The organism is Jatrophihabitans fulvus (genome assembly GCF_054781375.1).
The window spans coordinates 261,172-284,568 of the sequence record NZ_BAAGUN010000007.1; the positions used below are offsets into that span (position 1 = coordinate 261,172).

At 70.9% G+C, this 23,397-nt stretch carries 23 protein-coding genes; 8 read left to right on the forward strand and 15 right to left on the reverse strand.

Annotation, left to right across the window (positions count from 1 at the left end; translation table 11 throughout):
* Position 1: 1 nt before the first annotated feature.
* Genes ACYVP9_RS20820 through ACYVP9_RS20830 form a run of 3 tightly spaced genes read right to left on the reverse strand, consistent with a single transcriptional unit; the run spans position 2 to position 3,863 of the window.
* Positions 2-1,150 (reverse strand): ABC transporter permease, encoded by a 1,149-nt coding sequence (locus ACYVP9_RS20820; protein ID WP_460606867.1) that lies wholly within the window; start codon positions 1,148-1,150, stop codon positions 2-4.
* Entirely contained in the window at positions 1,147-2,736 is a 1,590-nt protein-coding gene (locus tag ACYVP9_RS20825) for a sugar ABC transporter ATP-binding protein (RefSeq protein WP_460606868.1), read from the reverse strand. The genes ACYVP9_RS20820 and ACYVP9_RS20825 overlap by 4 nt, the downstream gene beginning before the upstream one ends.
* The gene (locus tag ACYVP9_RS20830; protein ID WP_460606869.1) at positions 2,733-3,863 is read right to left on the reverse strand and encodes a substrate-binding domain-containing protein; all 1,131 of its coding nucleotides are present in this window, start codon (positions 3,861-3,863) and stop codon (positions 2,733-2,735) included. The genes ACYVP9_RS20825 and ACYVP9_RS20830 overlap by 4 nt, the downstream gene beginning before the upstream one ends.
* 353 nt (positions 3,864-4,216) lie before the next feature.
* Here ACYVP9_RS20830 and ACYVP9_RS20835 point away from each other — a divergent pair, with 353 nt between their 5' ends.
* Positions 4,217-4,654, forward strand: a complete 438-nt coding sequence (locus ACYVP9_RS20835; protein ID WP_460606870.1) for a nuclear transport factor 2 family protein — start codon at positions 4,217-4,219, stop codon at positions 4,652-4,654.
* An 88-nt stretch (positions 4,655-4,742) separates the two neighbouring features.
* On the opposite strand, the gene ACYVP9_RS20840 is transcribed toward ACYVP9_RS20835, so the two are convergent.
* From ACYVP9_RS20840 to ACYVP9_RS20850, 3 genes are read right to left on the reverse strand one after another with little or no spacing between them, the layout of a single operon-like run.
* Positions 4,743-5,255: a pyridoxamine 5'-phosphate oxidase family protein gene (locus ACYVP9_RS20840; protein WP_460606871.1), complete on the reverse strand. Its 513-nt coding sequence runs from the start codon at positions 5,253-5,255 to the stop codon at positions 4,743-4,745.
* The gene (locus tag ACYVP9_RS20845) at positions 5,252-5,698 is read right to left on the reverse strand and encodes a nuclear transport factor 2 family protein (protein WP_460606872.1); all 447 of its coding nucleotides are present in this window, start codon (positions 5,696-5,698) and stop codon (positions 5,252-5,254) included. Before ACYVP9_RS20845 ends, ACYVP9_RS20840 begins: the two co-directional genes overlap by 4 nt.
* On the reverse strand, positions 5,695-7,167 hold the full coding sequence (locus tag ACYVP9_RS20850; protein ID WP_460606873.1) for an aldehyde dehydrogenase family protein: 1,473 nt from the start codon (positions 7,165-7,167) through the stop codon (positions 5,695-5,697). The genes ACYVP9_RS20845 and ACYVP9_RS20850 overlap by 4 nt, the downstream gene beginning before the upstream one ends.
* A 28-nt stretch (positions 7,168-7,195) precedes the next feature.
* Here ACYVP9_RS20850 and ACYVP9_RS20855 point away from each other — a divergent pair, with 28 nt between their 5' ends.
* The 3 genes from ACYVP9_RS20855 to ACYVP9_RS20865 are packed head-to-tail and all read left to right on the forward strand — an operon-like array spanning position 7,196 to position 9,935.
* A complete protein-coding gene (locus ACYVP9_RS20855; RefSeq protein WP_460606874.1) occupies positions 7,196-8,098 on the forward strand; it encodes a TIGR03619 family F420-dependent LLM class oxidoreductase in 903 nt (300 codons plus the stop codon).
* Positions 8,095-8,661, forward strand: a complete 567-nt coding sequence (locus tag ACYVP9_RS20860; RefSeq protein WP_460606875.1) for a VOC family protein — start codon at positions 8,095-8,097, stop codon at positions 8,659-8,661. Before ACYVP9_RS20855 ends, ACYVP9_RS20860 begins: the two co-directional genes overlap by 4 nt.
* Positions 8,658-9,935: a cytochrome P450 gene (locus ACYVP9_RS20865; RefSeq protein WP_460606876.1), complete on the forward strand. Its 1,278-nt coding sequence runs from the start codon at positions 8,658-8,660 to the stop codon at positions 9,933-9,935. Before ACYVP9_RS20860 ends, ACYVP9_RS20865 begins: the two co-directional genes overlap by 4 nt.
* Here ACYVP9_RS20865 and ACYVP9_RS20870 read toward each other — a convergent pair.
* The 4 genes from ACYVP9_RS20870 to ACYVP9_RS20885 are packed head-to-tail and all read right to left on the reverse strand — an operon-like array spanning position 9,883 to position 13,181.
* Positions 9,883-11,244 (reverse strand): aromatic ring-hydroxylating oxygenase subunit alpha, encoded by a 1,362-nt coding sequence (locus ACYVP9_RS20870; RefSeq protein ID WP_460606877.1) that lies wholly within the window; start codon positions 11,242-11,244, stop codon positions 9,883-9,885. The two genes, ACYVP9_RS20865 and ACYVP9_RS20870, sit on opposite strands and share 53 nt — an antisense overlap.
* A gap of 8 nt (positions 11,245-11,252) precedes the next feature.
* Positions 11,253-11,498 (reverse strand): hypothetical protein, encoded by a 246-nt coding sequence (locus tag ACYVP9_RS20875; protein ID WP_460606878.1) that lies wholly within the window; start codon positions 11,496-11,498, stop codon positions 11,253-11,255.
* A gap of 56 nt (positions 11,499-11,554) precedes the next feature.
* The gene (locus ACYVP9_RS20880) at positions 11,555-11,809 is read right to left on the reverse strand and encodes a hypothetical protein (protein ID WP_460606879.1); all 255 of its coding nucleotides are present in this window, start codon (positions 11,807-11,809) and stop codon (positions 11,555-11,557) included.
* A gap of 1 nt (position 11,810) precedes the next feature.
* Positions 11,811-13,181 carry an aromatic ring-hydroxylating oxygenase subunit alpha gene (locus ACYVP9_RS20885; RefSeq protein WP_460606880.1) on the reverse strand — a complete coding sequence of 457 codons (1,371 nt, stop codon included), beginning with the start codon at positions 13,179-13,181 and terminating at the stop codon, positions 11,811-11,813.
* Positions 13,182-13,230: 49 nt separating this feature from the next.
* Here ACYVP9_RS20885 and ACYVP9_RS20890 point away from each other — a divergent pair, with 49 nt between their 5' ends.
* Positions 13,231-14,058: a sugar phosphate isomerase/epimerase family protein gene (locus ACYVP9_RS20890; protein WP_460606881.1), complete on the forward strand. Its 828-nt coding sequence runs from the start codon at positions 13,231-13,233 to the stop codon at positions 14,056-14,058.
* 142 nt (positions 14,059-14,200) lie between these two features.
* Here ACYVP9_RS20890 and ACYVP9_RS20895 read toward each other — a convergent pair whose 3' ends face one another.
* From ACYVP9_RS20895 to ACYVP9_RS20905, 3 genes are read right to left on the reverse strand one after another with little or no spacing between them, the layout of a single operon-like run.
* Entirely contained in the window at positions 14,201-14,971 is a 771-nt protein-coding gene (locus ACYVP9_RS20895; RefSeq protein ID WP_460606882.1) for an SDR family NAD(P)-dependent oxidoreductase, read from the reverse strand.
* Entirely contained in the window at positions 14,968-16,581 is a 1,614-nt protein-coding gene (locus ACYVP9_RS20900; RefSeq protein ID WP_460606883.1) for an FAD-binding protein, read from the reverse strand. Before ACYVP9_RS20900 ends, ACYVP9_RS20895 begins: the two co-directional genes overlap by 4 nt.
* Positions 16,582-16,583: 2 nt before the next feature.
* Positions 16,584-18,317, reverse strand: coding sequence for a PEP-utilizing enzyme (locus ACYVP9_RS20905; RefSeq protein ID WP_460606884.1), 1,734 nt, complete (start codon positions 18,315-18,317; stop codon positions 16,584-16,586).
* Positions 18,318-18,450: 133 nt separating this feature from the next.
* Between ACYVP9_RS20905 and ACYVP9_RS20910 the strand changes: the two genes are divergently transcribed.
* Positions 18,451-18,819, forward strand: coding sequence for a putative quinol monooxygenase (locus ACYVP9_RS20910; RefSeq protein WP_460606885.1), 369 nt, complete (start codon positions 18,451-18,453; stop codon positions 18,817-18,819).
* Between the two features lie 53 nt (positions 18,820-18,872).
* The gene (locus ACYVP9_RS20915) at positions 18,873-20,393 is read left to right on the forward strand and encodes an AMP-binding protein (protein WP_460606886.1); all 1,521 of its coding nucleotides are present in this window, start codon (positions 18,873-18,875) and stop codon (positions 20,391-20,393) included.
* 1 nt (position 20,394) lies between these two features.
* Here the strand turns inward: ACYVP9_RS20915 and ACYVP9_RS20920 are convergent, their stop codons facing one another.
* A complete protein-coding gene (locus tag ACYVP9_RS20920) occupies positions 20,395-21,072 on the reverse strand; it encodes a TetR/AcrR family transcriptional regulator (protein WP_460606887.1) in 678 nt (225 codons plus the stop codon).
* A gap of 6 nt (positions 21,073-21,078) precedes the next feature.
* Between ACYVP9_RS20920 and ACYVP9_RS20925 the strand changes: the two genes are divergently transcribed.
* Positions 21,079-21,687 (forward strand): TetR/AcrR family transcriptional regulator, encoded by a 609-nt coding sequence (locus tag ACYVP9_RS20925; RefSeq protein WP_460606888.1) that lies wholly within the window; start codon positions 21,079-21,081, stop codon positions 21,685-21,687.
* 1 nt (position 21,688) lies between these two features.
* Here the strand turns inward: ACYVP9_RS20925 and ACYVP9_RS20930 are convergent, their stop codons facing one another.
* Entirely contained in the window at positions 21,689-23,374 is a 1,686-nt protein-coding gene (locus ACYVP9_RS20930) for a PHA/PHB synthase family protein (protein WP_460606889.1), read from the reverse strand.
* Positions 23,375-23,397: the final 23 nt, after the last annotated feature.

A 23,397-nucleotide genomic window follows, 5' to 3' on the forward strand; every position in this document is an offset into this window, starting at 1 on the left:
TTCAGTGGTGCGGGTTGACGCCCTGCCCCGGGGTCGTGACGGGCTCGTTGACCACCGCTTCCTTCTGCGCGATGTCGACGGCGGGGGCCTCCTCGTTGCCGACGAGCTTCTTGTCCAGGGCAACGGTGCCGCCGGAGGGTTCGTCCGTCGGGGCGTCCTCACGTGGCGCGGCCGCATCGTCGTTGCCGTGCCGCCGCTGCGTGGCCGCCTTGCTCTGCCGCCAGACCGCGAAGGCGACCGCGGCGATGAGGGCGACACCGTTGAACATGTCGTTCAGCCACTGGACGTCCGTGACGAGCGACAGCCCGCGCACACCGGTCGCGAGCACGTAGACCGCGAGCACCGCACCCCACACGTTGAAGCGGCCCGGCTTGATCTGCGTCGATCCGAGGAACGCCGCCGCGTAGGCGGGCAGCAGCAGCGCACTGCCGAACGTGAGCGAGGGGCCGTTCTGCGAGGAGTAGAAGACGCCGGCGATGCCGCTGACGGTGCCCGAGATGACGAACGACAGGAACACCCACTTGCCGACGCGGACGCCCGACAGCCGCGCCGCCTCGGGGTTGCCGCCGACGGCGTAGATGTAGCGGCCCGCCGGGGTGTGCTCGAGGAACCACCAGACGATCAACGCCAGCACGATCAGGAAGATGACGACCTGCTGGAAGCCGAACACGTCGCGCTGCGACAGGTTCGACCACGCCTCGGACGTCGGCGGCAGCGGCTGCGTCTGGTCGGTGTAGATCGCGACGACGGCACCGATGATCGTCGTCGTCGCGAGCGTGCCGATGAACGAGCTGATCTTCAGCACCACGATGAGGAAGCCGTTGATGCAGCCGATGAGCACGCCGACGAGCACGGCGACGAGGATCGACTGCCACATGCCCCAGCCGTTCTTCGTCTGCTGCTGGGCCACGACGACCGCGGTCAGCGTGATCGTCGCGCCGATCGACAGGTCGAAGACGCCGGCGGCGAGCGGCACCAGCACCGCGATGCCGAGCATCGCGACGATGGCCTGCGACGAGGCGACCGAGTGCAGGGTGCCGCTGGTCAGGAACAGGTCCGGCTTCCAGATGCCGAACACCACGATGAACATGGCGAGCAGGTAGAGACCGCTGAAGCGGTCGAAGCCGAAGGTGAGACCACGCTTGTTCACTTGGCCACGACCTCTCTTTCTGCCCCGAGGCATTCGCGTGCGATGTTGGCGACCGTGAGCCGGGCTCCGGTCAGTTCGGTGACGATGTGGCCGTCGCGCAGGACGAGCACGCGGCGGCACAGGGCGGCCAGTTCGTCCACGTCGGACGAGCTGACGACGATGCCGGCGCCGTTGTCGGCGGCCTCGAGCAGCTGCTTGTGCAGCTCGCCCTTGGCGCCGATGTCGACGCCCTGGGTCGGTTCGTCCAGCAGGAAGACCAGCGGCGTGCGGCGCAGCCACTTGCCGAACAGCACCTTCTGCTGGTTGCCGCCGCTGAAGGCCATGAGCCGCTGGTCGACGGCCCCGCCCGGACGCACGTCGAGCCGCTTGAACCACGAGCGCGTCTCCGTGCGCTCGGCCCCACGCCGCAGGATGCCGCCGCGCCAGAACGGCTTGAGGTCGGAGAGCGAGAGGTTCTCGCGGGCGCTGAACGCCATGATGCCGCCGAGCAGCTTGCGGTCGGGCGGCAGATAGGCCATGCCGTTGCTCATGCTCAGGTCGGGCCGCTTCGCCTTGATCGGCGTGCCGTTCACGACGACCGAGCCGCTGTCGCGGGGGCCGGCGCCGAACAGCGCGCCGAGCAGCGTCTCCCGTCCGGAGCCGGTGATACCGGCGATGCCGAGGACGTCGCCGGGGGCCACGGTGAACGAGACGCCCTGCAGCGGCACGGCGTGCAGGTCGCGGACCTCGAGCACCGGTTCGTTCGTGTTCGGTGCGTGCAGGCGGTCGACCGCCGCGGCGATCTCCTCGAGCTCCGAACCGATGAGCAGGTTGACGAGGTGCTTGCGGTCGAGCGCCGACGAGGGCTCGGTGGCGACCCAGTGGCCGTCGCGCAGCACGGTGACGCGGTCGGCGACCTGGAACACCTCGTCGAGGCGGTGGGTCACGTAGAGGACGCCCACGCCGGAGCGTGCGACCTGCTTGACGATCTGCAGCAGGTGCTGGACCTCGTTGTCCGGCAGCGTCGCGGTCGGCTCGTCGAGGACGAGGAGTTTGACGGAGTCACCGCGGTCGTCACGCAGCGCGCGCGCGACGGCGACGCCGGTCTTCATGGCCGGGGTGAGGGTGGCCACCAGCTGCTCGGGGTCGACGCCCTCGAGCCCGACGCGAGCGAGGTCGGCGCGGGCCTGCTTGCGGGCGGCCCGGCGGCTGACGGTGCCGAAGCGGGTGGGGAAGCCGGTGTTCAGGCACAGGTTGTCGATGATCGACGAGGAGTCGATCAGGCCGAGGTCCTGGTGCACGAAGCGGCAGCCGAGGGCGTACGCGGAGTCGGGCGAGCCGAGGCTCATCGGCGCCCCGTCGATCAGAACCTCGCTGCCGGCGTCGGGGTCGTGGTAACCCGACAGGATCTTGATGAAGGTCGACTTGCCCGACCCGTTCTCGCCGAGCAGGGCGTGCACCTCGCCGGGGGCGATGGTGAGGTCCACGTGGTCGAGCGCGACCACACCGGTGAAGGTCTTGGTCAGCGCGCGCGCGTCCAGTGCCGGGCGGGTGGTCCCGCCCGACGCCGGGCGGGTGTCCCCGCCCGGCGTCAGGTCGGAACTCATCCGACGAGCCAGAGCTTCTTGAACTGCGACTCGTAGTCGGACGGGACGTCGTAGGAGGTCGAGATCTTGAAGTCGACGTCCTTGGTCAGGAGCTGCTTCGGCGAACCGCCGTTGCCCTCCTTGTCGAACGGCAGGCCCTGCATGTCGCGCAGGACCATGTCCATCGCCGCGAACGACGCCTGGTTCAGCGCGAGGCCGGTGTAGGCGCTCTCGGTGCCGTTCTTGACGTTGGTCAGGTTGGTCGTGTCACCGGACTCGCCGCAGATCTTCACGTTGGTGATGCCGGCGGCCTTCAGCGCGGCCGGAAGACCGGTGAGGAACGGGCCGTTGACGGTCGACACGTAGTTGATCGAACGGTCCTTCTGCAGCGCCGCGACGACCGCGGGCACGACCTGGCCGCCGAGCTGGGCGATCGTGTTGTTGAGCTCGGTGATCTTGCAGCCGCTGCCGCAGTTCTTCTCGACGGCCTCCTTGAACCCGGTGACGTAGTCCTTGAGGATCGGGAAGTCGTTGACCTCCTGCAGCAGGATGTTCGCCTTGCCGTTGGAGTCGGCGACGACCCAGTTGCCGATGATGCGGCCGTACTCCTGCACGTCCTTCTGGCCGCCGACCTGGCCGATGAGCACGTCGTCGTACGTGGTCGGGCCCTCGTACATCGTCACCATCTTGACCCCGGCCTTGCGGTACTCCGGGATCACGCTCTGGTAGACCGCACGCGGCAGGCCGGAGAACGAGACGGCGACGGGCTTGAAGTCGAGCGCCTGCTTCATCGCCGACACCAGCGTGGCCGGGTCGGAGGACTTGAAGCTGAGCTCCTTGTAGTTCCAGCCGATGGCCTTCGTGGCCGCCTTGTAACCGTCGGCCTCGACGGCGCACTGGTTGACGTCCTGGCACTTCAGGAAGACGAACGTCTTGCCCGTTTCCGGCTTGGTCTTGAGCTTCTGGGTCTGCGGGATGCTCGTCGGGGCCTGCTTGGCCTTCTCGGTGGCGGCCTTCGCGGCCGCGACGCCCGAGGAGGCACCGCCGCCGGCGTCGCTCGAACCGCCGCCCTGGGTGTTGGCCGGCGCCGGCGCAGATGTGCCGCCGCCACCACCGTCGCTGGAACAGCCGGCGACGGTTACGGCCACTGCCGCGAGGGCCGCGATCGAGGCATGGAGCCTGCGGGTCCTGATACGCACAGTCGTCTCTCCTTGAGGACACGAAGCGTCGGTTTTGAGGGTGTGACGGGCCGCACGAACGGCGACCCCGCCTGCGGGCGGCTAACTGTAACCACTGCATAGATACGAGCACCAGACACCGGACCGTAATGATTTGGTCACGGCGGCGTGATGGGCCGCATCTGAGTCCAAAGTCCCGGGCTTAGGGGCCTGGACACTTGTGGCCGGACCCGATGCGCTCGATGATGGGGCAACTAGAGGGCGGCACCAGTAAGGCATTGCCCTCGGTAAGACCCATGTGTCCGATGAGGGGAGTTCGTCCGATGGTCGACGTGCAGCAGGTGCTGGACAAGCAGGAGATCGCGGAGCTCTGCTACCGCTACGGCCTGTACCTCGACGCGAAGGAGTTCTCGAAGATGAACGAGATCTTCGCGGAGGACGCCGTCGCCGACTACCTGGACATGCCCAAGTGCGAAGGCCGCCAGGCCATCGAGGACACCGTCCGCAACGCCCTCTCGCCCTTCGACGCCAGCCAGCACCTCATCGGCAACGTCGTCGCAACCGTGGACGGCGACACCGCGCAGTCGGTCTGCTACCTGCAGGCGCAGCACGTGAAGCGCGGCACGGACGGCGGCGACAACTTCATCATCGCCGGCAAGTACATCGACACCCTGCGGCGCACGGAGAACGGCTGGCGCATCACGCACCGCCGCCTCGAAGGCATGTGGACCGAGGGCAATCCGGCCGTCGTCGGCGGCTGACCCGCGCCACCCGCACCACCTGCGCCTTCCCGGCCGGAACGGTCGTGACACGCCGGCGTGTCCACGACCGTTCCGGCCGGGAAGCGGGTCACTCGTGCTTGCGCGCGGCGGACGGGGTGTCCTGCCACATCTTCGTGCTGTCGAAGCCGATGCGCTGCTCGGGCACGATCTCGAACACCACGCGGCGCGGTGAGTCGAGGAACGTCACGAAGGCGGCCGCAGCCTCGGGGTCGTCCCGCCGCACGGCAGCGGCCAGCTCCCGGTAGAACCACTGCTTGGTCTCGTCGTCCTCGTGCACGATGCAGTGGCCCTTGTAGGTCAGGGACTTGCGGGTCTTCACGTCCGACCCCAGCGAGCTGATGGCGATGCTGACGCGCGGGTCGCGGCGCACGGCGGCGACGCGGGCGCGCTGGCTGCTCAGGGTCACCCAGAAGCGGCCGTCCCGGTAGATGTAGTTCATGATCACGCCGACCGGGAAGCCCTCCTTGTTGCTCCAGATGAAGGTGCACTCGACCTGGTTCTCGAGCAGCTCCGCCTCGCCCTCGTCGGTCAGGCCGTACTTGGTGACGTCCTCGTAGTTCTTGTCGGCGTCGGTGCTCACGAGCTGACCTCCGGTGGTAGCGGGACGACGGTGCCGGGGTCTATGGCGCCGCGGTAGATCATGTGGAACCGGCGGGAGGCGAACCGCCACCCGTCGTCGGTGCGCACGTACGTGTCGCGGTAGTGGCCGAGGTGCATGACCCCGGTGCCGTCGGCGCGACGGTTGAGCTCGAGCACGTACCAGGTGCCGTGCGGCACGCCCTCGACGAGTTCGACGAAGCCGGACGCCGGCACCTGCGCCACCCAGGGGTACTTGCCGATGGACGTGCGCCACAGCTCGACGGCGGCGTGACGCCCGTGGGTGACGCGACCGCCCCCGAGGTCCCACACGCCGTCCGCGGCCCACGTCGCCGCCCACGCCACCTCGTCGCGGCGGCAGACGGCGTCGGCGTAGCGCGCGAGCAGAGCACGGATCTCGAGCTCGTCCGTGGGATCGAGTGTCATGCGGGCAACTGCAGCGAGGTCAGTTCGAAGTACTCGGCGAGACCGTGCGCGCCGAGCTCGCGACCGACACCCGATTGCTTGAACCCGCCGAACGGGGCGTTGACGTTGAAGCGTCCGCCGTTGACCCCGACCTGGCCGGTGCGCAGCCGGCTCGCGACCGCGATCGCGCGGTCCTGGTCGGACGACCAGACCCCGCCCGACAGGCCGTAGTCGGAGTCGTTGGCGATGCGGACGGCGTCGTCGTCGCCGTCGTGCGGGATGACGGCGAGCACGGGACCGAAGATCTCCTCGCGGGCGATCACCATGGCCGGGTCGACGCCGGCGAACACGGTGGGCAGCACGTAGAAGCCCCGGTCGAGACCGGCGGGACGGTCGTCGCCGCCGATGACGAGGCGGGCGCCCTCGTCGCGACCCTTGCCGATGTACCCGCGCACCGAGTCGCGCTGGCCGGCGCTGACGAGCGGACCGACCTCGGTGGTGGGGTCGAGCGGGTCGCCCACCCGCATCGCGCCGACCAGCGCCTCGAGCCGCTCGGCGACCTCGTCGTGCAGCGCGCGCGGTACGACGAGGCGCGTGAGGGCCGCGCACGTCTGGCCGTTGTTCACGAAGCAGGTGCGCACCGCGGTCGGCAGCGCCGCGGCGAGGTCGGTGTCGTCGAGCAGCAGGAAAGCGGACTTGCCACCCAGTTCGAGCGCAACCCGTTTGACCGTGCGGGCGGCGAGCTCGGCCACGCGGACGCCCGCGCCGGTCGACCCGGTGATGGACACCAGGTCGACCTCGGGGTGCGAGGCAAGTCGCTCGCCGCAGTCGCGTCCGTTGCCGCTGACCAGGTTGACGGTGCCCGCCGGAAGGTCGAGCGAGGCGATGATGTCGGCGAGCACGAACGTCGCGAGCGGCGCGGCACCTGCGGGCTTGAGCACCGTGGTGCAGCCGGCCGCCAGCGCGGGCGCGAGCTTCGCGGCCAGTTGGTACAGCGGGTAGTTCCACGGCGTGATCGCGCCGACCACGCCGGCAGGCTGGCGCAGCAGCAGCGAGGTGCCGATGCGCTCCTGCAACGGCAGCTGCTCGGCGGCGTCGGCGATCGAGCGGAAGACCGAGACGGCGAGACCGACCTGCACCCGCTCGGACACCGCGATCGGGGTGCCGACCTCGCGGCTCATCACCCGCGCGAGGGCCGGGCCCTGGGCCTCGAGCGCGTCGGCGATCGCACGCAGCGTCGCGACCCGCTCGGGCATCGCGGTCGACGCCCAGGCCGGGAAGGCGGCGCGGGCGGCCTCGACCGCGGCGTCGACGTCGTCGACCCCGCCGCGCGGCACGCTGCCCATGACGTCCTCGGTGCTCGCGTCGACGACATCGATGCGGTCGGTGGGGTCGCCGTGCTGCGGGCCGACCCAGCGGCCGCCGATGAACAGCTCGTCGCGGGAGGTAGCCAGGTCGCCGTCCGGGATGACAGTATCTGCAGACCGCATCCACAAACTGTATGGGCTGGAGACGCGGATGGAAATAGGTCTGACACTGCCGCAGCTGGGTGGCCACGTCACCCGCGACGGGCTGCGCGGCTTCTGCGAGCAGTCGGAGGAGTTGGGCTTCGGCAGCCTCTGGGTGCAGGAGCATCTCTTCTATCCGCTGCACCCCGTCTCGGGGTACTCGGCGCGACCCGGACTCGCGGTGCCGGACGCGTACCGCAGCGTGCTCGGCGCGCTCGAGACGCTCACCGCGGCCGCCGCGTGGACGACGCGTCCCGAGCTGGGCACGAGCATCCTGGTGGCGGGACTGCACCGTCCGGTCGAGCTCGCGCAGCGGTTGTCGACGATCGACCTGCTGTCGGAGGGCCGCGTCGTCGCGGGCTTCAGCGTCGGTTGGTCGGACGAGGAGCACCAGGTCAGCGACGTCGACCCGCGCACCCGCGGCAAGCGCTGCGACGAGCTCGTCGACGCGCTGCAGGCCTGCTGGGGACCGGATCCGGTCTCGTTCGAGGGCAGGTTCTTCACCATCCCCGAGTCGGAGGTGAAGCCCAAGCCGCTGCGCCGTCCGCCGTTGCTGTCGGGCATGCGGTCCGAGGCGGGCCTGAAGCGGACGGCCGAGAAGTTCGACATCTGGAACCCCGCGTCCGGCACGCTCGAGCAGCACCTCGAGATGTTCGAGCGGCTCGGCACGATGCGTCCGGCCGGCATGGCCCCGTTGAAGCTGTACCGGCGGCTGTTCACGACGCCGCCGGTCATCGTGGCGAACCTCAAGGTGGCGAGCGTCGACGAGCTGTGCGACGAGGTCGCGAAGTCGAAGGACGCCGGAGTCGACGCGATCATCATCGACACCAACTTCGACCCGGCCCTCGACTCGACCGAGGCATGGGTCGACGTGCCCCGGACGCTGGCGCCCCTGCTGGAGGCCGCATCGTGAGCGAACCCCTGCTGCGGTACCCGATCCAGCAGCACGCCTTCGTCGTCGACGACATCGACGAGGCCATGGCGCGCTGGACGCGCACGACCGGCGCCGGGCCGTTCTGGCTCAGCCGCGACCACTACGGACAGCAGCACACGTACCGCGGCGAGCCCTGGGACGAGCCGCTGCACTACGCGTTCGCGGGTACCGGCGAGACGCACGTGCAGCTCATCCAGCAGGACAGCGCCACCCCGTCCGTCTACCGGGACATGTTCGCGCCCGGCGAGGAGGGCTTCCACCACGTCGCGATGCTCGTGCCCGAGGCCGAGCACGCCGCCGAGGTCGAGCGCTTCGAGAAGGCGGGCTTCGCCGTGGCCTCGACGCTCTGGTCCTACGTGAACGTGGCGTACATCGACTGCCGCGACGAGATCGGGTGCTTCGTCGAGTTGCACGGCGCGAACCAGAAGATCTACGACCTCTTCGAGCTGTTCCGCACCTCGCACGCCGAGTGGGACGGCGTGACCGACCCGGTGCGGGTGCGCTCCACGACCTCCTCGGGCCCGCGCCCGTCCGGCCGATGACGACCCGCACGACCACCGATCCGTACACCGACGCCTTCCAGGCCGACCCGTACCCGCACTACGCGGCGCTGCGGGCCGATGCGCCGGTGTACCGGGTGCCCGGCCGCGACGTGTGGTTGGTGACGCCCGCCGACCTGGTGCGCCGGGTGCTGCGCGACCCCGGGACGTTCTCGAGCGAGGCGCCGTCCGGACGCCGGGCCGAGCCGCCGGCCGAGGTGGCCGACGAGGTCGCCGCGCTGCGCGCGCAGGGCCACGCCTACCAGCCCGCGCTCGGTCTGAGCGACGGTGCTCGGCACGCACGGTTCCGACGTCTCGTGCAGCGGGCGTTCACCCCGCGCTCGATCGGCTGGATGGACCCGGTCGTCGACCGCATCGCGCGCGAACTCGTCGACGCGCTGCCGCTCGACGAGCCGGTCGACCTCGTCGAGGCGCTGGCGCGCCCGCTGCCGATCTACGCGATCTGCCGCATCCTCGGACTGCCCGACTCGTGGCGCGACGACATCACGCGCTGGTCCGACGCGGCGACGGCGTCGCTGGGGTCGGGCGCGCTCGACGCCGACCGCTTCCTGCAGACCGAGCGGACGATGCTCGAGTACCAGCGCGCGCTGGTCCCCGAATTCGAGCGACGCCGCGCACATCCGTCCGACGACCTGCTGTCGACGATCGTGGCCACCGACCCGGAGCTGGGTGCCCTCGCCGACGGCGAGCTGCTGTGGTTGGTGCGGGAGCTGCTCGTCGCGGGCAACGAGACGACGACGAAGCTGCTGTCCGAGATCGTCCGCTGCCTCGACGGCCGTCCGCACGAGTGGCAGCGGATGCGCACCGAGGACGGTCACGTCGCCCGCGTCGTCGAGGAGGGGCTGCGCTTCGCGAGTCCGGTGCAGGGCATGTTCCGCCGGGTGACCGCGCCCACCACGCTCGGCGGGGTCGAGCTGCCCGCGGGTGCCACGGTGTTCGTCGCGTTCGCGTCCGCCAACCGTGACGAGGCGCTCTTCGCCGATGCCGACGCGTTCGACCCCGACCGGGAGGGGCTGCGCGAGCACCTCGCGTTCGGCCACGGTGTGCACGTGTGCCTCGGCAACGCGCTCGCCCGCATGGAGGCCGCGGTGGCGCTGCGCGAACTGGCCCGCCGCGCCGACCGGATCGACGTCGTCGACCCGGCGGCGCTGCGTCACACGCCGAGCTTCGTGCTGCGGGGGCTGCTGACGCTGCCGGTGCGGGTCATTCCGCGGGAGCGTCCAGCCACTGGTCCAGCAGACCGTGGAAGTGCCTGATCTTGCTCTCCTGGTAGACGGCGAAGCTGACCCCCCGCTTGCGCGTGGCCTTCAGCCCCTTCTGCACCGCTTCGAGGTTGAACTCGTCCTGGTCGAACACCCGCGCCAGTGACCCGAGGTGCTCGACCTGGCTGCGCCAGGGCTCGTCCGGGCCGAGCTGGATGTGCTGCGCCGGCGGCGGACGGTCGCCCTTGTAGGGCGAGAGGAGCAGCACCTCCATGATGCTGCTCTCGTGGTCGTCGCCGTTCGGCCGGAAGCGGTACGTGATCTGGTTGTAGCCGCCCCACGGGTGCATGTTCGGGAAGACGGTGAAGAAGTAGCTGTCGACGAGCTCGGCGTCCGACAGCTCGTACACCTCGTCGCCGATCACGTTGCGCAACGAGCGGCGGGCCGCCTCGGCCAGGGTGGTGCGGGCCGTCTCGCCGTCCGCGACCTCGAGCATGGGCGGGTCGTCCAGGCGCTGGTCGATCTGGCTGTTCAGCCGCTGCTGCTCGCTCGGGTCCCACGAGAGGTACGGGCTGGGCACGCCCCGGGCCGAGATCGCCCGCGAGACATTGCCGAACACGTCGTACTGCGAGTTGGCGTCGCCGAAGCCGGCCAGCAGCTGCGGGTGCGTCGTGATCACGTGGAAGCTCTCCATGAACGCTTCCTGCGCGACCTTCCAGTTCACGCGCATGATCTTCGAGATGTGCACGCGGGTGTAACGCTTCTCCAGCGGCCACCGCGTGAAGAACGTGGGCAGTTCGCCGAGGTAGTCCTCGAGCGGCTCGCAGTCGGGGTCGGGGTTGAGGAACACGAAGCCGCCCCACGTGCCGACCCGCACCTCGGGCAGTCGCCACTCGTCGGACTTGACCTGAGGGAAGTCCCACGCGCTCGGGACGCGCTTCAGCTTGCCCGACAGCGACCAGCAGAACCCGTGGAACGGGCACTCGAGCTCGTCGACCCGGCCGCGGCCGTCGCGCAGCGTGCGCCCGCGGTGCAGGCACGAGTTGACGTACCCGCGGATGCCGTCCGGGCCGTCGCTGACGCGCACGAGCAGGTAGGACTTGTCGGCGATGTCGTAGACCTCGGTGTCGCCGACCTCGGCGAGCACCTCCTCGCGGCAGGCGAACTGCCACACCCGCGACCACATGCGCTCCTTCTCGAGCTCGTGGAACTCGCGCGAGAGGTAGCGCTCGACAGGGATGTCGCCGTCGCCGAAGTACCCGGGCTCGTTGCGGCGCATCGAGTCGGGCACGGTCTTGCTGTCGACGTCGAGAAGGTCCTGGTAGCTGGGGCCGTTGCCGCGGAAACCCGTCCGCGGCGGCATCTCGGTGGTCAGGAGAACGTCTCCTCTACCTCGAAGCGGCGGCTGCGCGCGGCAGCCCCGCCGGGGTTGCGTCCACCGCTGGCGATCCAGCGGCACAGTTCGGGATCGGCCCGGCGCAACTCGCCCGCAACCCAGCGGCCGTCGTGGTCGAAGCGACCCTCACGACCGTGCTTGTCGGTGACGAGCACGGGGCCGATGTCGTCCTCGGCCCACTCGTACACCGCGCCGCTGAGCGCGTGCTCGATCTTGCGCATGGCGCGATACTAACCCTAGAAGGGGTTCAGAAAGTAGAGGCTGGAGGACCCGAACCTCATCGCTCCGCGGGCATGTCCTCGACGCGGCTGATGCGGTGGTGCTGCTTGGGTCGGGGCGCCGCGACCCACACGCACAGCTCGGGGTCGGCCTCGAACAGCGTGCCCTCGATCCACTTGCCGTCGCGGCGGAAGCGACCCCACCGGGTGCCCATGGTGACGCGGACGGTCCCGTCGCCGGCGCCCACGTAGTAGGCGTTCGGGACCAGCGGGTGCCGGATCGCGCCCTTGGGCGCCTCGAACTGCTCGGCCATGTCAGTCGACGTCCTTGACGTACTGCGCCAGCTTGTCGTGCCGCCACGCGACCAGGCTCTCCTGGAAGGTCGACAGCTGCACGAACGGCTGCCGCGTGGTCTCCAGCCCGCGCTGGACCGCCTCCATGTTGAAGGTGTCCTGCTCCATCACCAGGCCGAGCGTCTGCAGCTCCGGCGCGTCCGACCACGGGTCGCCGAAGTCGAGGTGCGTGATCTCGGCGGTCGGCGGCCGCTCGCCGCGGTACGGGGTCAGGAACATGACCTCGAAGATCGACTCGTCGTGCCGGTCGCCGTTCGGGCGGAAGCGGTAGACGATGCGGTTGAAGCCGCCCCACGGGTGGAAGTTCGGGAACACCAGGTACGCCCAGTGGTCGACGAACTCGGCGTCGGAGACGGAGTCGACGTCGTCGCCGAGCACCTGGCGCCACCGCTCGCGCCCGGCCTTCGCCATCGCGCCGCGGGCGGTGCTGCGCTGCTCGAACGGGATGGGGAGGTCCTCGCCCTCGCGGATGTCGAGCATCCGCTTGAGGATGTCGGCCTCGAGCGCGTCGAGGGGGAGGTCCTCGATCGGGGTGCCCGACGGGGCGATCTGGCGGCCGTAGTTGCCGTACACGTCGACGGCGCAGTTGGCGTCGCCGACGTAGGGCGCCGACTGCGGGTGCGTCGCGCCGAGGTGCAGGCCCTCGGAGAACGCCTCCTGGGCGACCTTCCAGTTGCAGCGGATCTTCTTCGACACGTGGGCCTGCACGTAACGGTGCTCGAGGTCCCAGCGGGCGAAGTGCTCGGGCAGGTCGCCGACGAACTGCTCGAACGGCTCCCCGTCGGGGTCGGGGTTGATGAACACGAAGCCGCCCCACAGGCCGACCTTCGCCTGCGGGAGACGCCACGCGTCGCGGTCGGCCTCGATGTCGGGGAACTCGCTCGGCGCCGGCGTGTACCGCAGCGTGCCGTCGAGCCGCCACGTGAAGCCGTGGAAGCTGCAACGGAACTCGCTGCAGCGACCGTCGAAGTCCTTGAGCGCGCGGCCGCGGTGCAGGCAGGCGTTGACGTACGCCTTGATGCCGTCGCGGGTGCGCACGACGAGGTAGGAGTCGCCGGCGATGTCGTAGCGCACGTAGCTGCCGACCTCGGGGATGTGCTCCTCGCGGCAGGCCATCTGCCACACGCGGCGCCAGAGCTGTTCGCGCTCGCGCTCGTGGTACTCGCGGCTCAGGTAGCGGCTGATCGGCACGCGCGTGCGCGCCGGCTCGTAGATGTTCCTGTCGCGCAGCGAATCGGTGAGCGGGCGCTCGTCCTCGAGCACCAGGTCGTACCAGAGCATGGTGCGCTTGGCACGGTCCTCGAGTTGGTCGTTCGCTTCCGTGGCTGTCATCAACTACCGCCTCGCGAGGTACTTACTAGAGAGTGACTACACTATACGGGTGGTGCTCGAAGAGTGTCGAGAAGTCGAATGGATCCTCTGGGCCGGGACCGTCGGCTTCCAGAGTGCCCTGCCCGACCGGTTCGCCGCCGCCACGGCCCAGGGGTGCCGGCGTGTCAGCCTCAGCCCGGCCGATCTCCTCGAGGGCCCGGAACCTCCCGCCACCGTCGGTGCGCGGGCCCGTGACCTCGGTCTGCAGCTGCTGCTCGACCCCCTGATGAACTGGTACCCGACCGCGACCCCGCCGTCGTCGGCGTTCGCTGCGATCGGCGTCGACGACGCGTTGCGGGCCGCCGAGGCCGCGGGGGTGGTCGCGATCAGCGCGATCACCGTGCCCGGTGAGCCGGCGCCGCCGTCCGATCTGGCCGGGCACTTCGCGTCGCTGTGCGACCGGGTCGCGGGGTTCGGCGCCGAGGTGCAGTTGGAGTTCATCCCGTTCACGTCCGTCGCGACGCTGCGGCAGGCCTGGCCGGTCGTTCGCGACGCCGGACGGGACAACGGCGGCGTGCTGGTCGACCTCTGGCACTTCCACCGCGGCGAGCCGGATCACGACCTGCTCGCGACGGTGCCGGGGGAGAAGGTCCTCTGCGTCCAGCTGTGCGACGCGCCTGCCGTTGCCGAGCCGGACGTCCGGGCCGAGGCGCACCGCCGCCTGCTGCCCGGCCGCGGCGAGCTCGACCTGCTGCGGACGCTGCGCGTGCTCGACGACATCGGCGCGCTGCGGTGGGTGGGTCCCGAGGTGCTGCACCCCGACCTCGCCGCGATGCCCGTCGCCGAGTCGGCGGCGCTCGCCATGGACGCCTCCCGCACCCTGCTCGCCCGCCTCTGACCCACTTCCCGGCTCAACCGGTCGTGACACGCCGGCGTGTCCGCAGCCATCTCAGCCGGGAAGCTCCGCCAGGGGTTTGGCTTCCCGGCTCGAGTGGTCGTGACACGCCGGCGTGTCCACAGCCGATTCGGCCGGGAGGCGGTCAGGTGCCCGGCGGACGGGCGAGGTAGCCGCCGTCGACCGAGAGCACGTGGCCCATCGTGTAGGTGGCCTCGTCGGACGACAGCCAGAGCGTGGCGTGCGCGATCTCGTCCACGGTGCCGAAACGCCCGATGAGGCTGAGGCGGCGGATCGCGTCCTGCTCGGGCGTGCCGCGGGCGGCGAGTGCGCCGCGCAGCATCGGGGTGTCGATCGAGCCCGGCGCGATGCCGTTGATGCGGATGCCCTGCCCGGCGTACTCGATCGCGGCGGTCTTGGTCATGCCCTCGACCGCGTGCTTCGACGCGGTGTAGGCGCTCTGCTTCGGCCGCGGCCGGAACGAGTTCGTCGAGCAGATGTTGATGATCGTCCCGCCGGTGCCCGCCAGCATCGCGCGGATCTCGTGCTTCATGCAGAGGAACACCGAGCGGACGTTCACCGCCATGATGCGGTCGAACGTGTCGTCCTCGCAGTCGGCCAGGAACGTCGTCTCGGTCTCGATGGCGGCGGCGTTGACCGCGTGGTGCAGCCCGCCGTAGGTGTCGACCGCGGTGGCGACCATGGCCTGCACGGCCGCGGAGTCGGCGACGTCGGTGCGGACGGCGGTGGCCCGTCCGCCCGCCTGTTCGATCGCGGCGAGGGTCTCGCCGGCATCGATGATGTCGGCGACGACGACCGCGGCACCGCGCGCCGCGAACGACTCGGCGATCGCGCGGCCCATGCCGCGCGCGCCACCGGTGACGAGGGCGACCCGGCCCTCGAAGTCGCGGCTCATGCGGACGCCGCCGCGTGTCGGCCGGCGAGATAGCCGAAGACGATGCCCGGCCCGAGCGTGCCGCCGGCGCCGCCGTACGTCATGCCCATCGCGGACGCCATCACGTTGCCGGCGGCGTACAGCCCGGGGATCGGGTTGCCGTCGACGTCGAGCACCTGCGCGTCGCGGTTGGTCTTCGGACCGCCCTTGGTGCCGAGCGCACCGGAGTACACCCGCACCGCGTAGTACGGCGCGGTGTCGATCGGGCCCATCGTCGCCTCGGGTCCCTCGCCCTGCTTCGGGTCGCCCCACCAGCGGTCGTGGACGCTGCGGCCGCGTCCGAAGTCGTCGTCGTCGCCGATCGCGGCCTGCTTGTTCCAGCGCTCGACGGTCGCCTCGAACGCCTCGGCGGGCACGTCCATCCGCTGCGCGAGCTCGCCCAGGTTCTCGGCGTCGACCATCCAGTCGGGGGTGTCCGTCTCGCCCTTCCATCCGGCGAGGCCGTACGTCTCGACGTAGTGGCGGTCGAACACCATCCAGGCCGGGTGGTTGACGTACTCGTAGGTGGTCACGTCGATGACGTGGAACGCGGCACCGAGCGCGTTGTAGTTGGCGGCCTCGTTCGTGAACCGCTTGGCGCGCTTGTTGACCATGATGCAGTGCGGACGGGTGCGCTCGCCGTTGACCTGCCAGGCGGCCGTGCGGTCGCCGACGGGGACGTCGATGCACGGCACCCACCACGCCTCGCGCATGTTGCCGAGCGAGGCGCCCACTCGCATCGCCATCTTCAGGCCGTCGCCGGTGTTCGTCGGAACCGACGCCGAGCGCACCAGCGGCCCCCGGGTGAAGGCGTTGACCAGGTCGCGGTCCCACTCGAAGCCACCGGTCGCCATGACCACGCCGCGGTTCGCGCCGACGACGGTGCCGTCGGCGAAGCGGACGCCCGCGACGCGGCCGCCGTCCATGACGAGCGACTCGGCCTGCTTGCCGGTGCGCGGCTCGATGCCGCGGTCGAGGCAGCCGCGCAGCAGCGGCCCGACGAGCCCCTGGCCGGCGCCGCGCTCGTCACGGACCTTGCGACGCTCGAGCTCCTCGGCCGGCACGCCGCCGGGCGCACCCCGACCGAGCGAGGTCTCGCTCATCGTGATGTTGCCGGAGATCTGCGGACCCACGGTGACGCGGTGCTGCCATTCGCCGAGGTCGGCGAAGGGGTAGAGCGGGCACTCGAGCGAGCGGCCACCGCCGGGCTTGGCGCCCGGGTGCTCGGGGTGGTAGTCGGGGAAGTCCTCGATGATGCGGAACCGCGTCGGCGTGTTCGCCTCGAGGTAGGTGATCGTCTCGGGGCCTGCGTCGACCAGGGCGCCCGCGAGGTCCTCGTCCAGCAGCCCGTGCGACAGCGAGCGCAGGTACGTCATGACCTCGTCGCGGCTGTCGTCGATGCCCAGCTCGGCCATGTGCGGGTTCATCGGGATCCACACCATGCCGCCGGACCACGCACTGGTGCCGCCGACGGCGTCGGCCTTCTCGAACAGGCCGACCGTGGCGCCCTCGTCGTGCGCGCGGATGGCCGCGACGAGTGCCGCCGCCCCGGTGCCCAGGACGACGACGTCGACGGTCTCGTCGAACGTCATCCTCAGACCTCGAGCACCGAGACCTTGCCGGACGAGCCGTCGACCTCGAGCAGCATGCCGTCCTTGATGCGGCCGGTGGCGCCGACGACGCCGGCGGCGCACGGGATGCCCAGCTCGCGGCTGACGATCATGGCGTGGCTGCCCATGGCGCCGACGTCGACGACCACCGCGGACGCGACCATGAACAGCGGGGTCCAGGACGGGTCGGTCTGCGGCGCGACGAGGATCTCGCCGGGCTCGAACGAACCGATGTCGTCGAGGCTGCGGATGACCCGCGCCCGGCCCTGCGCGACGCCCGCCGACGTACCGGCGCCGACGAGCACGTCGCCGGCCTGCACCGGGGTGGTGTCACCGGCTGCGCCGCCGGCCAGCTCGGACGCCGGCTTGAGCGGTTCGCCCGCGATGATGAACGTGGGCGGCTCGACGTCGTGCAGCTGCTTCCACTCCTGCTCGCGGTTGCGCAGGATCTCGCGCATCTCCGACGCGTGCTCGGCGAGCATGTCGAGCTCGTCGTCGACGGCCATGAACACCTGGTACGGGTGGTCGAGCTCGCCGGCGGCGGTGAGGCGGCGGCCCAGCTCGAACAGCGGCATGCGCACCTCGTGCATGAGCTTGACGGCGTTGGTCTTGCCGCGCTCGCGCCACGCCCCGAAACGGCGGGCGGACGCGATGCCCAGGTGCAGCGTCTGCACGGCCTCCTCGTTGTCGCCGAGGATGGCGAGCGCCTCCTGCAGCGCGGCGGCGGTGTCGGCCGAGCGCGACTCGCGCTTGAGGGTCGGCGACTCCTCGTCGGGCAGGTGGCGCAGCCGTCCGATCATCGACAGCGGCAGCGTCGGCTTCGTCTCCCACGACGGCATGCCGGGGTCCCACTCGCTCGGGCCGCGGTAGCCGTAGTCGTGCACGAACGTGTCGAAGCGCTGCGCGAACTCGGGGTGGTCGGCGTGCAGGGTCTCGGCGAGGCCGGCGGTGTCGTCGCCCGCGGCGTCGAAGGCGGCGGTGAGCGCCTCGCTGCCGCGCACCTCGCGCGACAGGTCCCACAGCGCGTAGGACGGCAGCGCCGAGTCGACGTCGCCGGCGCTGCCGATGACGCGGACGGTCAGGGTCGGGTCGGCCGCGCCGACCAGGGACGCCACCACGCCCGGTCCCACCGCCGACTGGCTGCTGGCGACGCAGTAGCTGCGGCCCCACATGAGCCGCTGCAGCGGCGCGATCGAACGGGCGCGGGTGATCAGCACCTCGTTGGTCGCGGTGGCGAGATCCGGACGGCCGGCGCGGATCTGGTCGGCCAGCTCGCGCTCCTCCTCGAGCTCCGGCCACGTCTGCGTCGTCAGCGTCCACATCGTGCGCTCGGCCATCTTGGCGCTCAACGCCTCGTTGACGTCGTCGGGGTGATCGGTGTGCGGCGGCGCGGACGGGTGCGGGAAGAACGCCTGGTCGATCGCCTCCCAGCCGATGCCCGACCGGATGCCGATGATGCGCACCGCGGTCTGGTTGATGTAGAGGTAGCCGTAGTGGAAGCCGCCGGCCAGGTAGGGCTCGTCCTTGAGCTCGCGCGGCTCGAAGACGTTCTGCTTGACGTATCCGGCGGCCCAGCCGGGCAGCACCTCGCGACTCCACACGAGGGTGGCGCCCAGGGGGGTGATGGGGTCGGCCATGACGTCGTTCGCGTTGAGACGCGTGTAGACGGGATAGCGCTCGCTCGGGACGGTGTCGACGAGCTGCGTCAGTTCGGTCACGGCTTCCTCCGGCATTGCTAGGGCACTACCTGTACGTCGGTTCCGGTTACTCTGCCCAGCGCGCTCGCCGGAAGCAATAGACCGGGGTAACTTCATCCGCTACCAATAAAGCCGAACGCAACCGGGAGCACCCATGACCGAGCAGTCGACCACCGGACCGACGTCCCCGGCGCCCGGCGGGGAGTTCGTCATCGCCGGGTGGTTCGACTACGGCGAGCACCGCGACGCCGTCCTGGAGGACTTCGTCGCCTGCGCCCGGGCGAGCCGCGACGAGGACGGCTGCCTCGACTACTGGGTGGCCGCCGATCCCGAGGACGCGGGCCGCCTGCGGGTGTTCGAGCGGTGGGCGTCCGAACCGCACCTCGCCGCCCACTTCCGCACCGACCACGTCGTCGCGTTCCGTGACGCCGTGGCCGGGGTGCCGCGCGTGGCCAAGGACGTGCGCCGCTACTTCGTGTCGTCGGGCGAGGAGTTCGTGTCGTCGCGCGTCGCCTCCGCGTGATGTGCCCGCGCTCGTTTCTTGACGCCGATAACAGTATCTAGGACGATGTGCGCGTGGTGACGCCAGCCGTGCAGCAGCGTGCCGACGCCTCGCCCGACGAGCTCGCGCTCGCCGACGACACCGTGCGGTTGACGTGGTCGCAGGTGCGCGACGAGCTTGAGCGGGCCGCTGGTGCCCTGCTCGCCGTCGCCCTCGGACCGGACCAGCGGGTGTCCGTCCTCGGCGAGAACGCGGTGGCCACGATGATCGCGCACGCGGCCGGCCTGACCGTCGGGGTCGGCACGGTGGCGACGTCCCGCCAGCTGCGCACCGCCGAGCTCGCCGACCAGTACGCCGATGCCGGGGTCACCCTCGCGATCGCCGGGCCGTCGAGTGTCGAGGCGGTGCGCGCGACCGGTGTGCCCACCGTCGTGCACGGCGGCGAGAGCGCGAACGACACGCAGGGCGCGACCCCGTGGCGCGACTGGCTCGCCGCCGCGCCGCCCGTGCCCGACGACGCCGGGTCCCGTCCGCCCCGTCCGCCGCTGGTCTACACGTCCGGCACGACCGGACGGGCCCGCGGCGCCGAGGTGCGCTGGACGGTCACGCTCCCCGAGACCGCGGACGACTACGTCGCCGCCATCACCGCCGAGTCGGCCTTCCCGCCCGGTGCCCACCTCGTCGTCGGCCCGCTGCAGCACAACGCGCCGTTGACCTCGCTGCGTCACCTGCTCGCCGGCGGCACGGTCGTCGTGCTCGGCCGCTTCGACGCCGAGGCGGTGCTGCGCGCCATCGACGAGTACGGCGTCACGTCGTCGGTCATGGTCCCGACCCATCTCGCCCGCCTGCTCGCCCTGCCCGAGGACGTCCGCGCGAAGTACGACGTGTCGAGCCTCCGTCTCGTCAGCCAGACCGGCTCCGCGTGCCCCGCCGACGTCAAGCTCGCGATGATCGAGTGGTTCGGCCCGGTGTTCACCGAGTCCTACGGCGGCAGCGAGACGGGCACGCTGTGCCGCATCGACTCGCACGAGTGGCTCGCCCACCGCGGTTCGGTCGGACGGCCGCGGGCGCCCTTCGAGGTGGTCGTGCTCGGCGACGGCAACGAGCCGCTGCCCGCCGGCGAGGTCGGCGTGCTCGGCTTCCGCGCCCCCGAGGGACGGGGCCCGCGCTACCACGCCGACCCCGAGAAGACGGCCAAGGCGTATCCGGTGCCGGGGGTGTTCACGCTGGGCGACGTCGGCTACGTCGACGCCGACGGTTACGTCTACATCACCGACCGCATCGCCGACATGGTCGTCTCGGGCGGGGTGAACCTGTATCCCGCCGAGAGCGAGAAGGTGCTAATCACGCACCCAGACGTCGACCAGATCGCCGTCATCGGGGTGCCGCACCCGGACCTCGGCGAGCAGCTGCTGGCGCTCGTCGTGCCCGCCGGCGACGCTCCGGACGCCGCCTCCCTCGAGGCGTACGCCCGCGAGCGGCTGGCGCCGTACAAGGTGCCGCGGACGTTCGAGTTCCGGTCCGAGCTGACCTACAACGCCATGGGCAAGCTCGACAAGAAGGCGATGCGCGCGCCGTACTGGCCCGCCCGCTGAGTCAGCGCAACGACTCGATCAGGTCGACGCAGATCTCCTCGGCCGCCGCGGCGACCGCGGTGCGCGACACCCGTCCGAGCGAGCCCTCGAGCAGCGACGCCTGCGTCGTGAGGATGACGTCGAGCAGCACGCGCATCGCGATCGCGTGGGACGCGTGCTGTTCGCGGGCCTTGCGGGTGCTGCGCGACGGCCGCACGGCCGACAGGTAGTCGTACGCCCGTTCGAGGTGCCGCTCCTCCCACTCGCTGCGCAGTGCCGCGGCCTGCGGGGTCGAGCTCTCGGAGTAGCGGGCGACCAGCCGCGCCGCCTCGGGCTGGGTGCGCCAGTAGTCCCATCCGGCGCGCAGCACGTTGCGCAGCGCCTCGATGGTGCCGGGTTCCTCGTCACCGCGGGCGGCGTAGACCTGCTCGCTGGAGCCGTTCAGCGCCGCGCGCAGCGCCTGGTTGAACAGTTCCTCCTTGCCGCCGAAGTGGTAGTAGATCGCGGTGGGGGCGACGCCGGCGACCTTCGCGATGTCCTCGAGGTTGGCGGCGAGGTAGCCCTCGCGGGAGAAGACGGTGGTGGCGGCGTCGATGATCTGGCGGCGCCGGGACGGCCGGTGGGCCGGCCGTTTCGCCGCCCGCGCCGTCGAACCGCCGCCGTCCGACCCGTCCGTGGCGTCGCTGATCGCCTCTAGCATGGGAACATGATGTCGCAGAACACCTCTCCTAAACCCGCGAACCGACCCTCGCGTCGTCAGGATCTCATCGCGGCCGCGGTGGAGCTGTTCTCACTTCAGCCGAGTGACCTGGTCACCGTCGCCGACATCGTCGAGCGCGCGGGCATGACGCCCGCCGCATTCTATTACCACTTCTCCTCCCGGGAGCAGCTGCTCGAGGAGGTCGTCCGTGACTTCGCGGCGACCTGGACGGCGCTGGTCGAGCGGCTGCTGTCCGAGGTCACCACGAGCGAGCAGCTGTGCGAGGTCGGCGCCGCCGTGCTCGACGAGATCGAACCGATGGAGCAGGTCGCCAAGATCTTCTTCCTGAGCGGGGCCACGGCGCCGGTGCTCGTCGAGCAGATCCGCCGCGAGGCGCGCAGCCGGCTGATCAAGGCGGCGGGCGCGACGGTGAAGCGGGTCGACGGCCGCACCGCGGCCACCGACGTCGTCCGCGGCCTCACCCTCATCGTGCTGTTCGAGACCGCCGTCCGGTCGCGCCTGTCGCTCGACGACTCGTACCGGACGCTCGGCCCGCGCCGCTTCCGGGAGGAGCTCACCAAGCTCAGCCGCGTGGCCGGCGGGCTCGCCGCCTGACTCAGGCCGGCACGCGGTCGCGGACGTACGGGCCGGGGGCGGGCTGCAGCGGCCGGTGGCCGTGGCTGCCGGCGCTCGACGGCGCGTCGACCTCGTCGCCCGACCGCTCGATGGCCCAGTCGGCCCAGTACTCCCACCACGACCCGGAGCGCTTCGTGGCCGACCGGCGCCACGCCTCGGCGTCGCCGCCGGGCTCGCCGTCGACGAAGTAGGACGCCTTCGGGTTGCCGGGCGGGTTCACCAGGCTGGCGATGTGCCCCGCGTTGCTCAGCACGAACGTCGACTCGCCGCCGATCAGCTCGGTCGTGCGGTAGCAGCCCTTCCACGGGGTGAGGTGGTCGGTGATCGCACCCGTCACGAACGAGGGGACCTTGACCGCGGACAGGTCGACGCGCGTGCCGAGCACCGTCGCCTCGCCGCGGGGGATGGTGTTGTTCTTGAAGACGTCGAGGAACTCGCGGTGCAACCGCGCCGGCAGGTTCGTGCTGTCGGCGTTCCAGGCGAGGATGTCGAACACCGGCGGCGGGTTGCCCATGAGGTAGTTGCTGACCCAGTAGTTGAAGACCAGGTCGTCCGGTCGCATCCAGGCGAACACGTTGCCGAGCTGCCGTCCGGTGATCACCCCGGCGCGGCTGGAGTTCTTGCGCGCCATCTCGAGCATCCGGGGCGCGGAGAACGCGCCGAGCGCGGCCCGGGAGTCGAAGTCGAGCAGCGTCACCGCGAACGACGCGGACGAGACCCGCTCGTCGCCCTGCGCGGCGAGGTGGCTGAGCACGCCGGACATGAGGATGCCGCCGGCGCAGAATCCGACGGTGCCGACCTGGTCGCTGCCGGTGATGTCGCGGACGGCGTCGATCGCGCCGAGCACGCGCGAGGCGTAGTCGTCGACACCGGTGTCGCCCATGTCGGGGGTCGGGTTGCGCCAGCTGAGCATGAACACCTGCAGGCCGCGGCTGACCGCGTACTCGACGAAGCTGCGGCCGGGCCGCAGGTCGAGGAAGTAGTAGCGACCGATCGGCGGCGGCACGATCAGCACCGGACGCTGCCGCACCTTCTCCGTCGTCGGCGTGTACTGGATCAGCTCGGCCAGGCCGTCGCGCTGCACCACCCACCCGGGTGTCGCGGCGAGGTCGGTGCCGACGTCGAACGCGCTGCGGTCGGTCTGCGACGGCATGCCGCCGTTGCGGCGGACGTCCGAGACGAAGTTGCGCGCGCCCCGCGCGATGCTGCGTCCGCCGGTGTCGAACGCCTGCTTGAGCGCGGCCGGGTTCGTGAGCAGCGCGTTGGTCGGCGACAGCGCCGCCGTCACGATGTTCATGACGAAGCGGGCGCGCTCGGCCTCCTGCCAGCTGTGGTGCGAGTGCTCGAGGTCGTCGACCAGCCGGTCGATCGACTCGCTGAGGCTCAGGTACTCCTGGGCGAGCCGGCGGAAGAACGGGTTCCCCGTCCACGCCGGGTCGGCGAAACGGCGGTCACCCTTGGCGGGGGCGCGGCTCGACTTCCCGAGTGCGATGCGGACGCTGTCGCGCGCGAACCGCCGCGCCTCGCGGCCGACGGCGGACGGCCGCCCGAAGGTGGTCGCCAGGCTCTTGAGCAGGACGGCGGCGGTCGGGATGCCGACGGCCTCGCCGGCCTCCACGAGACCGAGCGCCTCGTCCTCGTCACGGGGCAGTGTCGCGTCGGTCATGGGTCCGCCTCTCTGCTCGGTGT